The organism is Thermotoga sp. Mc24, assembly GCF_000784835.1.
Lineage (GTDB): Bacteria > Thermotogota > Thermotogae > Thermotogales > Thermotogaceae > Thermotoga.
In genome coordinates this window covers 25,773-38,468 of sequence record NZ_JSFH01000010.1, presented here as the reverse complement: position 1 = coordinate 38,468, position 12,696 = coordinate 25,773, and the positions used below count along the sequence as shown (strand labels likewise).

Sequence of the window (12,696 nt, the reverse complement as noted above, 5' to 3'; positions counted from 1 at the left end):
TTTCTTCCAATTAGACTGACTTTTTCACTTCAAACTCTCAAACCCTTTTCGAATGATTTCTGCCATTCGACGTCGGCGTTCCTCCAAAAATGTCCAGTAATCCATGTTGTACCAGCCTTCGGGCAGTGCATGGTACCAGTACATTTCTTTGAGTTTGTCGGGTGGGAAACGACGTTCGTATTCAGGTGCGTAGTCTGAAGGAGGGCGATCTCCTATATCAACGTTGTCGTGCCATTCTACCAGAGCGAAATTGGCAACCTGGTTTATGTCGTGTTTATCTTTGATGCCCAGTTTTTCAAGGTGTTTGCGCGGAAAGAGATGGTGCCTTTCCAGCGCTGATTTGTGCGATTGTGATGTGGGATCGAGAAGGTCACGAACCTTCATAGAAGAGTAGAGTACCGGAGCGTCGAGCAAACAGAGAGCTGCAAAGAAAGCGTATTGTCCCGGATTGCGAGCGGAAGCTGTGGCCAGTTCGTTAGGGAGCGTGACAGTCCAGTAATCATTTGTCAGGACCGCCGATATTTCCTGTTCCAGTGTCCGAATGAACTCTTCTGAACTGGAACAGTTTCGTATCAATGCGAGATCCTGTTCCATACGAGTTTCAGGAGAAGAGGAGTAGCGACTGGTGAGCGAACTCATGAAGAACCATCGTGCCATCAGATTGCGGAGAGTGTGCTGGTCCAGGCCAAAGTCTTGCTTGCCAATGAGCCAGAGGGAGTAAGTGTAAACCAGCGCCATTTCAGAGGTAATAAGACTGGGATGGATATATCCGGCACGCTTTATCACTTTCAAAAAGTCGTGCCAGTTTTGTAAGCTGAGGACATCATCCTGTGCTTTTTCAGGAGAGCGAACTGGGCATCGCGACGTTCCGGTGAGAATTCACCAGTTTGAAGGTCCTTGCCCCGTAGAATGGAATACACGTGTTCCAGCCGGGCACGACGAAAAGCCAGTACCACATCGATTCTCAATAGTTGATCCGGCTGGGGTTTGAAGTATGGGTTGTAAGGTGAAGGACGATTATCCGAAGGAGGATGCTTGGCCTGCCGGCAGAACTCTTCCAGTTGTTTGCGCCCTTCATCCCAGAAAACTGACATCAACGTCAAGATGAAATCGGCCTGATTGAGTGTACGACCTCTGCTGTTTATACGAACAAATATCTCAGAAACCTGTTCTTCTGTGGCGCTGGCGGAAATTTCCAGAGCGGTCATCGGATAATTGACGAGGTTGACCAGCTTTTGAATGGATTGAGGAATTCGCTGTCGTTCCTCTTCGGTTAGACCACGCCGTTCTTCCAATCTCTTCATGAAACTGGAGATGAAATCGTACGGCGCGAAACCTTTCTGCCACAGGATGCTGATATCAGATATCCAGGTAGGATCGCGCTCAATGGATGTATTGGTGACCTCGAATTTTTCCTCCATCGGATTAAAGGCTATTCTCAAGCGCCGCTGTTGAAAGTTCTTATCTACGATGGGAACTCCCTTCATCACGGAGTAAAGGGCAGTGAGTCGCTGTTGACCATCCACAACGAGCAGGCGAGGCACTTTTTGCTTGGTACCTATCCCAATAGTACGGTGTTCACCTGGAAAACCATTTTCCCAGAAAAGAAGAGTTCCTATGGGATAACCACGGTACATAGAATCAAACAGATCACGCACACGGGTTGTATCCCAGACAAAGGGCCGTTGAATATCAGGAAGGCCTATTTCACCGCTATCGATGCTCTCCAGCAGTCCACCCACACTGTAATCTACTTTCTTAAACAAAAGATTGTTCACGATTTTTCCCCCAATCCCCTGAGAGTGATAGATTCTTCATTCCTGAACTGGTCAAAGCCTTTATTCCTGACTTTTCGAGTTCGAGGATATCTCACGATCTGTTAGAATTTTAGCACTTGAAAACTTGTCAAATCTATAACTCCCCCTGAGTTTTTCACAAGTACACCGGTTGGTGTCAAATTATATGACTGATACGATTTTCTTTCCGAATTTCGTTGAACTGTGGGGGGAGATATGTACATGAAACAAAAGACTCAGAAATTAATTGATGAAATAAGTGAAGAGTATGTAGAAAGGCCTTGAAAAATTCAGAAAAACTGGAGAAGAAAGTAAGGTCAAACTCGATTTTGGCTAAAAATGGACGAAAATTCTGTCGAATCTTTTGAAAGATTGGTACAGTGGAGAGTACAAAACTCCGTGGAGAGTAATAACAACGATAGTGTTCATTATCCTGTTATAGGATTAGCAGACGATGCCGCAGTTCTCAGTTTTGTGTGGAACAGACCCATCTCAAAAGACGTCAGGGATTACGCCGTATGGGAAGCGAAAAAGAGCATGAAAAAACTCTTCAAAGAGGAGGGGATGATACAAACAAAGCCGCCTGAGAAGGCGGCTTTATCTTAAACAGAGTTCTGTTTTAAGCCTGCTGAAGTACCTTTTTGACTTCATCCAAAGATGGAATTCTGCCAGAGATGACAACTTTTCCGTCCACCGCTACCGCAGGAGTTGCCACGACACCTCTTGAGATGATCTCGTCTATGTCCTGAACCTTTTCAACGACCGCATCGATTCCCAGTTCTTCGATTGCCATTCTCACGATTTTTTCTGTCTGTTTGCACCTCGGACACCCTTTCCCAAGTATCTCCACTTTCTTTGCCATACTATCCCTCCTTTTAAATCGCTCCGTATATCAGTCCAAACAGAGTCGAAAAGATGACCACAAGACCAAAGTAGGTGAAGGCCTTTTTCCTTCCAAGGAGTTTTGTGATAACGATCATGCTCGGAAGGCTGAGGGAATTACCGGCCATGAGAAGCGCAAGAGTCGGTCCCTTTGCCATTCCAAGTTCTCGCAGAGCTTGAACTATTGGAACCTCCGTAAGAGTGGCAAAGTACATGAGAGCACCTATGACGGACGCTACGAGATTGGATAAAAAGCCGTTGCTTCCAAGAAGCGCCGTTACCACCTGCTGTGGCAAAAGCCTGGTCAAAACACCCGCGAAAAACACACCGATGAAGAGATACGGCAGTATCTTCTTTGCAAAATCCCAGGTTTCGTACAGCCAGTTTTGAACGGTGTCCCTTTTGAAACCAAACAAAGCCATGAAGAGTGCAGAAAGCCCAAGTACTGTCATTAGGGAATATTTGAAGGTCTGGTTGATACCAAGAGAACTCGTTACCAGAAATCCAAGCTGTATCAAGAAGAATATTATTCCTCTTACACCGTACTGATCGTCATCGGAGGTGAACGCGAGTCCACCTTCTCCCCTTTCCTGATAGATCATTTCCATGATCAAACCTATGAGGACAGCCGCTGTTATCGTTGCGATGAGACGGGCAAGTCCCAAATCCCATCCGAGAACTCGTGCTGTCAGAAATATCGCTGCGATGTTTATGGCAGGCCCAGCAAACAAGAAAGTGGTTGCAGGGCCTATACCCGCACCTTTTCTGTAGATCCCTCCAAAGAGCGGAAGAATGGTGCAGGAACAGACGGCCAAAATACCACCGGAAATCGCAGCAACAGGATAAGAAATGATCCTTCTAGCGTTTGGGCCAAGGAGTTTCAAAACGGCGTCCTTTTTGAGCATCACCGATATCGTTCCCGCGATGAAGAACGCGGGAACAAGACACAGGAGAACATGTTCACGTGCGTATTCGTGGAGCAAATAGAACCCGTTCAGGATACTCTGATCAACAATTGGATGCCCGAACGGAACGAAATAGAAAGCCACAAAGATCAGTGCGATCAGGATGAAGGTCGCCAAATTTCTCACTCCTTATTTGATAGATTTGGTAAAGAACAGGAGTTAACGGTCTTAACATCATATTCCTTTCTCGCACGTTCGAGAATAGTGAAAAGGAACGGATATTCTTCGATGAATCTTTCATCGATCGAATAGTAAACGAAGGAATCTTCTCTGCGAGATTTGACAATGCCGTGGTTTCTGAGAACATGGAGATGCTGTGAAATGTTCGGCTGAGTTGTTCCTATATTTGCCAGTATCTGACAAACGCACATCTCTTCCTCCAGAAGAAGAGTTAAAATCTTCAGCCTGGTTTCGTTTGAAAGGATATGGAACAACTCATGAAGCTTCATATAATCACCTTCTTATATAATTTATCACTTATATACTATCAGAAAACATAAATTTCATCGTTTAAATTGGGCAACAAAGAGAAGACCTATGGGTTACAAAACGAGTGATTGAAAAAAGCGCAGGAGAACCTGCGCTTTTTCAGTCTTTCCAGTCGAGGAGCCTTTTTTCTCCTTCGAGTTCTTTTATCCTTGTGATGTCCTGCACCACTTCCAGTGTTCCCAAATAGTTTCCCTCTTTGTCCAGGACCGGGAAGTATCGTATGTGGATCTTTCTGTCACCCATGTTGATCCAGAACTCCGCAGGTTCTTTTCTTCCCTCTTTGAAAGCCTTGAGAATTTTGTTCACGATATGAACGCTCCTTGGGGGATGACAGAACTGGACCGGTCTTCCAAGAACGGTGGGAGCTCTGTGGAAGATCCTGTGACCTCCAGAGAAGAAACGTACTCTTCCGTGTTTATCCACAAAGGTTATATCGAACGGCAACGTTTTGAAAATAGCGTTCAGTTCTTCCAAAGACAGATAACCACTTTCTATTTCCATATCGTTGTCTCGAACCAACGAGTATTCGGTGTCTGGAGTGAGCATTCCGGCAACCCTTTTGATCTCATCGGGAAGTTTCTCGTAAGTTTCAGGGGAAACGGTTGGATCCATCTGGTGTGGAAGAACAGGCTCCGCTGAAGTTTCCCACTCGTCTGTCACTTCAATCTTGTAGTATCCTATGTCTTTCTCCAGCAGCTTTATCGCTTTCCACTCACCTTCAGAGAAAAGAACCTTCAGTGTCGGATAGAGTATGTTGTTTTCTCTGAAGACCATGTCTGAGAGCATCCTTGAAAGTTCCAGGGCTTCTTCTTTCAGCCGTTCATCAGATTCTTCTTTCTTCAAAAGATTGAGAAGGAGTCTTATCTTCAATCTGATCTCGTCGTGTTTGGACCAGAGGACTGTTGGAACGGCTGTGATACCTCTTCTCTCGATGTATGGGAATATCAGCATCTCTTCCCTCGTGTAATGGGTGAGACCTATTCTGTGAAGCCCTGAGACGTGCTGCACGAGTTTTTCGTAGAACTGTTTCCTGCGAGGATCGTCTTTTGGAAGAGAGAACGTGCTGGAAGCAAGCAAACTCAAAGCTTCCGCATCTTTTAGTATCTGTTTGTTCTCCTCGTAGAGCGTCCTTAGCGGGTGTCCATTCGGGAGCTTTTCTATTTCTCTGCCGGCTTCTGACACGGCTCCCCTGAAGAACTCAACATGAAGATCGCACATCTTGATGATGTCTCTTACGTCTATCTCACCGCTTTTTATCAATTCCTGCTCGATGACGGGTATCTCGAACGGTGGAATCTGCGAGAGCAGTTCTCCGAATTGTTTTTTCAAAGATTCCACGTTCTCACCTTCGTGGAGTTTTTTCAGCACTTCCTTAAAAAGTTCCACTTTTTCTCTTTCCATAGGAATCTCCCCTTTTTAATTATTCTCACCTAATTACCGACTCCGAGCATATTATAGCACAGAAGCACCATCATCTGCAATCAATAAAGGATCCTCGTGTGAGGTTCTTCCCTCAGATTCTTTGCATCCTGTGAAGGAGAAACACCGAAGAATCTTTTGTACTCTCTGCTGAACTGAGAGAGGCTCTCGTATCCCACCTGGTAGGCTGCGGTTGTGACATCGTTTCCTGCCATGAGAAGCTTCCTTGCCTCGCACAATCGAAGCTTTTTCTGGTACTGAAGAGGAGTGATGCCGGTGAGAATCTTGAAATTCTGATAAAAAGTCGACACGCTCATTCCGACGGTCTCGGCAAGCTTTTTCATGTTCACGGGTTCGCTGAAGTGTTCTTTCAGATAATTCAATATTCAATGCTGCTATCACATCGTTCTTTCCAGAGAGCGCAATCTGGATGAGTTTTGATCCCTGTTCGCTCACAAGGAGCCTGTAGATGATCTCTTTTTTTATCACGGGAAGGAGTGCGGAAATGTGTTCCGGTTCATCGAGGAGATCCAGCATCCTTTTGAAAGCGTCTAAGAGCTGGTAAGTGACCTTCCCCAGCGATGTACCGCGGGATGACGCGGTGGGTCTTGTATTGAGCTTTTGCTCAACAACGATCTCCATGAGGATCTCCATGTCTATCTCCCAGGTTATTCCGATATAAGGTTTTTCCTTAGAAGCTTCTATCACCTGGGCAATCACGGGAATGTCGAAAGAGTTGAGAAGAAAATTCTCCACGTCATAAATGTAGTACTCTTCTCCAATGAGAACGCGCTTTGCACCCTGAACTGCGATGCATATCGATGGCGGAAGAATGTAAGTGGAAGGTTCTGTAGGAGACTCCCTCCTGCCCACAGTCAGACCCGGAAGTGGTCTCACCACGGGTTGTTTTTCTGTGAGATGTAAAATCCTTTCAATCAGCTTTCTCCGAGTGTGATCGAATTCATCCATGATTTTTTTCATCTCCTTTCTGTTAAGATTTTACCCTTTGATGGAAAATCAGGCAAATATTCGAGAATATCTTTCTAACGTTTCCGGAGCAGATAGCGGTATGTTTTAGAGCGAAAGGAGGGGAAAACATGGGCATTCCGAAGAGAAAACTTGGAGAGAGAGGACCTGAGGTTTCTGCCGTAGGACTCGGCTGTATGAGAATGAGCTTCGGCCAGAAGAATCTTCCAGACAGAAAAGAGATGATCAAACTCATCAGAACAGCCGTGGAGCTTGGTATCAACTTCTTCGATACTGCGGAAGTTTACGGTCCTTACACAAACGAGGAACTCGTAGGCGAAGCACTCGAGCCGTTCAAAGGTGAGGTCGTGATAGCAACGAAGTTTGGTTTCGAGCTGTACGAAAATGGAAGGCCAGGCTGGAAAGGTCTGAACAGTAGGCCGGAACACATTAAGAAAGCAGTGGAAGGTTCTCTAAGAAGGCTCAGGGTGGAAGCCATAGACATTCTTTACCAGCACAGGGTGGATCCGAACGTTCCAATAGAAGAAGTAGCTGGGACTGTAAAGGAACTCATAGAAGAGGGTAAGGTGAAGCATTTTGGACTTTGCGAAGCTTCCGCCGAAACGATAAGGAGAGCTCATAAAGTCTGTCCTGTTGATGTGGTGCAGTACGAGTACTCCATGTGGTGGAGAAAACCTGAAGAGGAAATACTTCCCACCTGTGAAGAACTGGGAATAGGCTTTGTGGCTTACAGTCCTCTGGGGAAAGGATTCTTTACAGGAACGATAAACGAAAACTCCAGGTTCGATGAGGAAGATATTCGAAGCAGGATTCCACGCTTTCAGAAAGAGAATTTGAAGGAAAATCTTGCACTCGTAGAACTCCTCAAAAAGATCGCTGAGCGGAAGGGTGCGACACCATCACAGATAGCTCTCGCATGGCTTCTTGCACAGAAACCCTGGATCGTTCCCATACCCGGCACAACAAAACTGAGACACCTTCTGGAAAACATCGGAGGGGCTTTTGTTGAACTCACACCGGAAGAGCTCCAGGAAATAAACGATGCTCTCTCAAGAATAGAAATAAAAGGTGGAAGATATCCTGAGGATATGGAAAAGATGACGTATCTATGAAACATTCTGTGCTGTTGGTGTCCGTTATTTTTGTACCTTCTTCGATCTTTTTCACGGTAGCGGGAAAGGTTGGTACGAGAACTTCAGAAGCATGAATTCATCGATGGGAGGTGTTACCATGCAGGTTCCAAAAGTCACTTTGAACAACGGTGTAGAAATGCCTATTCTGGGATACGGAGTTTTCCAGATACCACCAGAAAAGACTGAAGAATGTGTCTATGAGGCCATCAAGGTGGGTTACAGACTCATCGATACTGCAGCAGCCTACATGAACGAGGAAGCTGTGGGAATGGCCATCAAACGGGCTATCGAAGAAGGACTCACCTCGAGGGAAGAACTCTTCATCACCACCAAGCTCTGGATACAGGACGCAGGTTATGAGTCTGCAAAGAGGGCTTTTGAAAAGTCTCTGAAGAAGCTTCAGCTTGAGTACATCGATCTTTATCTCATTCACCAACCCTTTGGAGATATACACTGTGCCTGGAGGGCTATGGAAGAGCTGTACAGAGATGGTTTGGTAAGAGCCATAGGTGTGAGCAATTTCCATCCTGATCGACTGATGGACTTGATCGTTCATCATGAGGTGATCCCAGCGGTGAACCAGATCGAGATTCATCCGTTTTATCAGAGGCAAGAGGAGATCGAATTCATGAGAAATTACAACATCCAGCCTGAAGCCTGGGGTCCTTTCGCTGAGGGAAGAAAAAACATTTTCCAGAACGAAGTGCTCAGATCGATCGCGGAAAAGTACGGCAAAACGGTTGCGCAGGTCATTCTGAGATGGCTCACCCAGAAAGGAATCGTTGCCATTCCCAAAACTGTGAGAAGAGAGAGAATGATAGAAAACATCAGTATCTTCGATTTTGAACTCACGCAGGAAGACATGGAAAAGATCGCAACGCTCGATGAAGGGCAGAGTGCGTTCTTCTCCCACAGGGATCCCGAGATCGTCAAATGGATTTGTTCACGGAAAATATAGTTTTCTGGGATGATAAAAATGAGAAATATTTCGATGATTGTGCTGACCCTTCTTGTGTGGACTCTGGGCTTTGGAAGTGATAATGTGGCATCAGAAGTAATAAACATAAAGATTCCTCAGGAATTGAAAGAGATTCCAAACGAATATTTCAGACCATCATCTCAACCAGGAACATTGGTGGAATTATATTATGACACTTATGAATCTTTCTCCTATTCTGAAAAATCAAAGATCATTAAAAAACGTGCAATCGTATATCTTCCTTATGGCTATGATAAAAACCGAAAATACGATGTCTTTTATCTGATGCACGGTGGTTGGGGAGATGAAACCACCATGCTCGGCACTCCAGATAGACCCTCTCCGCTTAAGAATATCATTGATAATGCAATTGCTGCAGGAGAGATCAGGCCACTGATCATAGTATGTCCGACTTATAACAACACGAATGAAAATGGACTGGATTCTACCAGCTTTTCCCTGGCAATGCAGTTGACAAGGAACTACCATAATGAATTGGTGAACGATTTGATCCCTGCGGTGGAAGGGACCTACAGCACCTATGCTGCAAGCACGTCAAGAGAGTACCTAATCGCTTCCCGTGACCATCGTGGATTCGGAGGGTTTTCCATGGGTGCGGTTGCAACCTGGCGAACATTCCAATACGCCCTCGATTACTTCCGCTATTTCCTGCCGATGAGCTGCGGTACCACTCTGGATGATGAGGAGATCTTTGCCACAGCTCGTAGACATGATCTGAATGATTATTTTGTCTTCATTATTACAGGAACAAATGACTTTGCGTACAGCTACGATAAAGCCAGAGTAGAGCTTATGGAAATGTCCCCTTATTTTATCAATATCGATGAAAGACATGACGGTAATTTTGCGTTTCGTGTTAAGGAGGGGTATTCTCATGATATGAAGGCTGCAATGGAGTATATCTACAACGGGTTGAAAGCATTTTGGGGTGTTCAAAATAATATCAAAAAAGGTTTGTCGGAGGCTGAGACGAATTTGCAGAAGAGCCAATCTCAAGAGGATTTTACTGTAAATACAAAAATTGAAGAGGTAATTAAATATCCAGCTTTTAAGGATTTTGGTAGACTTCTTTTTCCAACAAACAAAAATTACTACAGTGGAGATACTCTTGGAGAACTTTCTCTCATGTGGTATAGCAATATCAACCCAAGTAAAACGGTAGAAATTGTTAATTATCTTAAAAAACGGGCTGATGCAGGGGAAACTATTTTCTATGATATCTACTCCGATGAAGAAAAATTAAAGGATCCAAGCAAAAAAGACACAGGGTTGTTTTTCTTTCGTGGTAATGAAGGTGCAAAGACAGCTATTATTGTTGCGGGTGGAGGATTCGTATATGTCGGAGCAATGCAAGACAGTTTTCCACATGCTCTTGAACTCAGCAAAAGAGGATACAACGCTTTTGCTTTAATTTATCGTCCAGATCCTCAAGCTGCTTGTGAAGATCTTGCAAGAGCAATTGCGTTTCTATATGAGAACGCCGATGAACTTGGAATAGACATGCAGGATTATTCATTGTGGGGAGGCTCTGCTGGAGCCCGTGTTGTAGCGTGGGTCGGAAGCCATGGTACTGAGAGTTTTGGAGAAAAGAGATATCCACGTCCGGCAGCTGTAATAATGCAATATACTGCTTTGACAGATGTTACTGGGAAAGAACCACCAACATTCGCAGTTGTAGGAACAAGCGATCCAATCGTACCTTACAGGGTTATGATGGACAGGATCAAAAGGATTAAGGCAAATGGAACTGATGCAGAAATAATTGTTTTTCCTGGGCTTTCACATGGTTTTGGGCTTGGAGAAGGTACCATTGCGGAAGGATGGATTGACAAAGCAATAGAATTCTGGGTGAAAAACATGAAAAACCACTAAGAGGAGGTACAACCATGGTGGATGATATCTTTGAAAAGGGTTCTAAAGGCTCGAGCGACTTCTTCACTGGGAACGTCTGGGTGAAGATGCTGGTTACTGACGAAAACGGAGTATTCAACACACAGGTATACAACGTGGTGTTCGAGCCAGGAGCGAGAACACACTAGCACAGCCATCCAGGAGGGCAGATCCTGATCGTGACCCAGGGAAGAGGCTTTTACCAGGAAAGAGGAAAACCCGCAAGAGTTTTGAAAAAAGGTGATGTGGTGGAGATACCACCGAACGTGGTTCACTGGCATGGCGCGGCCCCCAATGAAGAACTCGTACATATAGGTATCAGTACACAGGTTCATCTCGGTCCTGCAGAGTGGTTTGGACCTGTTACAGAAGAAGAGTACCGGAAAACCACGGAAGGAAAGTAGCGAATCTCTCCGTTTCATTCGCTCAAAATCTTCTCAAAAACCGGATCAACTATTCTGTATCCGTTCTGTGTTTTTTCTATGAAGGACATCTTTTCCAGAGTTTCGAGGAGAGAGTACAATCGGGAGTCACCGATGAAGTCGCCTTTTGCGCGAAAGATGTTTTTCAGAGCAGACCAGGTGTTTATACCTCTTGAGATCTGTCTCAATATGAACGGATACCTTTCGCTCCTTTTTCTGAGCTCTTCCATTTCCTTTTCAAAAAGGGCCTTCACGGCATGGAACACCTCTTTCAGCGCTTCATCTTTGTTCTTCTTTTCGAGGTACTTCACTCCAAACAGGACGAGATACCCCACTATGCCGTCTATTTCTCTCACGATTTCTTCCACGTCGAAGTTGACCTTCTCTCCCACCTCTCGAAAGCCTTCCATGAGGAAGTCCACGGATTGATCGAAGGTGAACGGTCTCACCGTGAGAAAACCTATTCCACGGCCGTGGAGGGGTGAGCTGTAGTCTTCGAGTTTCAAAAAATCGTGGAGAACGCCGACTTCTGAACCGCTGATGATGAAGCGTACGTTTTCGAAGTTGTCGTAGGAGTAGGCAAGGAGTGCCAGAAGATCGCTTCCGCCGCGAGAGCCGTAGTATCTTAGATACTGCGCCTCATCGAAGAAGATGACCATCTTTTTCTTTCGCCTCTTTGCCGTTTCGTTCAGCTTTTCGAGAAGATCAGAGAGACTGAACTCCTTTGGATTGAGTTCTATCGATGTTCCACTCACCGTGATCCCACGGACCCTCTTGAGAACGTTCATAAGTTTCTGAGATTTCGATATTCTGGACAGCTCTTCTCCGAGAAATCTTGTGAGATGATGGGATGAGATGTTACCTCCCGATGTTTCGTAGAGTCTTCTTCCGTCCACGGTTATGTGTAAGAGATCGCTTTCGTTCAGAAAGACTTTCACGAGGGAGGACTTTCCAACCCGTCTCAGACCGGTGATCACAACGATCGGGTAGGTTTGGAGCAGTTTTTCGAGGTCTTTCAGTTCTTTTTCTCTGTCGAAGAGATCTTCCTTTTTCGTCTTGGGAGTGAGGGAGAAGAGCAAGTCGATCACCTCCATCTTTATTATATCACTTCCGGGGTCGGAAGTTGCTTTCGGGGGCGGAAGTTACAAAAGTTTCTCTTTTTGACTTTCTGGAGTGATAACATAATGGTGAAAAGTATGATTTAGATGAAAAGCTGTCTGGGGAGATGAGAAGATGATAAGGCCCGAATATCTTCGCGTTCTTCGTAAAATATACGACCGACTGAAAAATGAGAAAGTGAACTGGGTAGTTACAGGTAGTCTCAGTTTTGCGCTGCAGGGAGTTCCTGTTGAAGTTCACGATATCGACATTCAAACTGATGAAGAAGGAGCTTATGAAATCGAACGCATTTTCTCTGAGTTCGTAAGCAAAAAGGTCAGGTTTTCTTCCACGGAAAAAATCTGTTCTCATTTCGGTGAATTAATTATCGATGGAATAAAAGTTGAAATTATGGGAGATATTCGAAAACGGCTCGAAGATGGAACCTGGGAAGATCCCGTAGATTTGAACAAATACAAAAGGTTTGTAGAAACACATGGAATGAAAATACCGGTTTTATCCCTGGAGTATGAATATCAGGCATATTTGAAACTGGGCAGGGTAGAGAAAGCCGAGACGTTGAGAAAGTGGTTAAACGAAAGGAAGGGGTGATAC

The 12,696-nt window shown here is 45.0% G+C and carries 14 protein-coding genes and 1 pseudogene; 7 read left to right on the top strand and 8 right to left on the bottom strand.

What is annotated here, in order from left to right:
- Positions 1-24: 24 nt before the first annotated feature.
- Positions 25-738, bottom strand: coding sequence for a hypothetical protein (locus MC24_RS09910; RefSeq protein ID WP_235280337.1), 714 nt, complete (start codon positions 736-738; stop codon positions 25-27).
- A gap of 50 nt (positions 739-788) precedes the next feature.
- On the bottom strand, positions 789-1,778 hold the full coding sequence (locus tag MC24_RS09905) for a DUF262 domain-containing protein (protein WP_235280336.1): 990 nt from the start codon (positions 1,776-1,778) through the stop codon (positions 789-791).
- A 357-nt stretch (positions 1,779-2,135) separates the two neighbouring features.
- Between MC24_RS09905 and MC24_RS06485 the strand changes: the two genes are divergently transcribed.
- Positions 2,136-2,402, top strand: a complete 267-nt coding sequence (locus tag MC24_RS06485; protein ID WP_038053668.1) for a hypothetical protein — start codon at positions 2,136-2,138, stop codon at positions 2,400-2,402.
- Positions 2,403-2,415: 13 nt separating this feature from the next.
- On the opposite strand, the gene MC24_RS06480 is transcribed toward MC24_RS06485, so the two are convergent.
- From MC24_RS06480 to MC24_RS10040, 5 genes are all read right to left on the bottom strand, one after another.
- The gene (locus tag MC24_RS06480; RefSeq protein ID WP_011944156.1) at positions 2,416-2,658 is read right to left on the bottom strand and encodes a thioredoxin family protein; all 243 of its coding nucleotides are present in this window, start codon (positions 2,656-2,658) and stop codon (positions 2,416-2,418) included.
- A gap of 13 nt (positions 2,659-2,671) precedes the next feature.
- Positions 2,672-3,760: a permease gene (locus tag MC24_RS06475; protein ID WP_011944155.1), complete on the bottom strand. Its 1,089-nt coding sequence runs from the start codon at positions 3,758-3,760 to the stop codon at positions 2,672-2,674.
- Between the two features lie 5 nt (positions 3,761-3,765).
- A complete protein-coding gene (locus MC24_RS06470; protein WP_011944154.1) occupies positions 3,766-4,092 on the bottom strand; it encodes an ArsR/SmtB family transcription factor in 327 nt (108 codons plus the stop codon).
- Between the two features lie 139 nt (positions 4,093-4,231).
- Positions 4,232-5,533, bottom strand: a complete 1,302-nt coding sequence (locus MC24_RS06465; protein WP_038053664.1) for a DUF438 domain-containing protein — start codon at positions 5,531-5,533, stop codon at positions 4,232-4,234.
- Between the two features lie 51 nt (positions 5,534-5,584).
- Positions 5,585-6,532, bottom strand: coding sequence for an AraC family transcriptional regulator (locus tag MC24_RS10040; protein WP_443080238.1), 948 nt, complete (start codon positions 6,530-6,532; stop codon positions 5,585-5,587).
- A 116-nt stretch (positions 6,533-6,648) separates the two neighbouring features.
- Between MC24_RS10040 and MC24_RS06455 the strand changes: the two genes are divergently transcribed.
- The 5 genes and pseudogenes from MC24_RS06455 to MC24_RS09885 all read left to right on the top strand — a co-directional run.
- Entirely contained in the window at positions 6,649-7,650 is a 1,002-nt protein-coding gene (locus MC24_RS06455; RefSeq protein ID WP_038053661.1) for an aldo/keto reductase, read from the top strand.
- Positions 7,651-7,768: 118 nt separating this feature from the next.
- Positions 7,769-8,629, top strand: a complete 861-nt coding sequence (locus MC24_RS06450; protein WP_038053658.1) for an aldo/keto reductase — start codon at positions 7,769-7,771, stop codon at positions 8,627-8,629.
- 9 nt (positions 8,630-8,638) lie between these two features.
- Complete coding sequence (locus tag MC24_RS09530; protein WP_235280335.1) at positions 8,639-10,543, top strand: prolyl oligopeptidase family serine peptidase; 1,905 nt, start codon at positions 8,639-8,641, stop codon at positions 10,541-10,543.
- Between the two features lie 14 nt (positions 10,544-10,557).
- On the top strand, positions 10,558-10,710 hold the full coding sequence (locus MC24_RS09890; RefSeq protein ID WP_235280334.1) for a hypothetical protein: 153 nt from the start codon (positions 10,558-10,560) through the stop codon (positions 10,708-10,710).
- Between the two features lie 12 nt (positions 10,711-10,722).
- A pseudogene (locus MC24_RS09885) lies at positions 10,723-10,965 on the top strand (cupin domain-containing protein); the annotation flags it as partial.
- 14 nt (positions 10,966-10,979) lie between these two features.
- Here the strand turns inward: MC24_RS09885 and MC24_RS06435 are convergent.
- Complete coding sequence (locus MC24_RS06435; RefSeq protein ID WP_156105084.1) at positions 10,980-12,077, bottom strand: AAA family ATPase; 1,098 nt, start codon at positions 12,075-12,077, stop codon at positions 10,980-10,982.
- A 139-nt stretch (positions 12,078-12,216) separates the two neighbouring features.
- Between MC24_RS06435 and MC24_RS06430 the strand changes: the two genes are divergently transcribed.
- Positions 12,217-12,693 (top strand): nucleotidyltransferase domain-containing protein, encoded by a 477-nt coding sequence (locus MC24_RS06430; protein WP_004080525.1) that lies wholly within the window; start codon positions 12,217-12,219, stop codon positions 12,691-12,693.
- The last annotated feature ends 3 nt before the right edge of the window (positions 12,694-12,696 follow it).

Bases quoted from the DNA above. Each gene is read 5' to 3' on its own strand.
- MC24_RS09910 (WP_235280337.1), bottom strand. From the start codon at position 738: ATGGCGCTGGTTTACACTTACTCCCTCTGGCTCATTGGCAAGCAAGAC.
- MC24_RS06485 (WP_038053668.1), top strand. From the start codon at position 2,136: ATGGACGAAAATTCTGTCGAATCTTTTGAAAGATTGGTACAGTGGAGA.
- MC24_RS06480 (WP_011944156.1), bottom strand. From the start codon at position 2,658: ATGGCAAAGAAAGTGGAGATACTTGGGAAAGGGTGTCCGAGGTGCAAA.
- MC24_RS06470 (WP_011944154.1), bottom strand. From the start codon at position 4,092: ATGAAGCTTCATGAGTTGTTCCATATCCTTTCAAACGAAACCAGGCTG.
- MC24_RS06465 (WP_038053664.1), bottom strand. From the start codon at position 5,533: ATGGAAAGAGAAAAAGTGGAACTTTTTAAGGAAGTGCTGAAAAAACTC.
- MC24_RS10040 (WP_443080238.1), bottom strand. From the start codon at position 6,532: ATGAAAAAAATCATGGATGAATTCGATCACACTCGGAGAAAGCTGATT.
- MC24_RS06455 (WP_038053661.1), top strand. From the start codon at position 6,649: ATGGGCATTCCGAAGAGAAAACTTGGAGAGAGAGGACCTGAGGTTTCT.
- MC24_RS06450 (WP_038053658.1), top strand. From the start codon at position 7,769: ATGCAGGTTCCAAAAGTCACTTTGAACAACGGTGTAGAAATGCCTATT.
- MC24_RS09530 (WP_235280335.1), top strand. From the start codon at position 8,639: ATGATAAAAATGAGAAATATTTCGATGATTGTGCTGACCCTTCTTGTG.
- MC24_RS09890 (WP_235280334.1), top strand. From the start codon at position 10,558: ATGGTGGATGATATCTTTGAAAAGGGTTCTAAAGGCTCGAGCGACTTC.
- MC24_RS06435 (WP_156105084.1), bottom strand. From the start codon at position 12,077: ATGGAGGTGATCGACTTGCTCTTCTCCCTCACTCCCAAGACGAAAAAG.
- MC24_RS06430 (WP_004080525.1), top strand. From the start codon at position 12,217: ATGATAAGGCCCGAATATCTTCGCGTTCTTCGTAAAATATACGACCGA.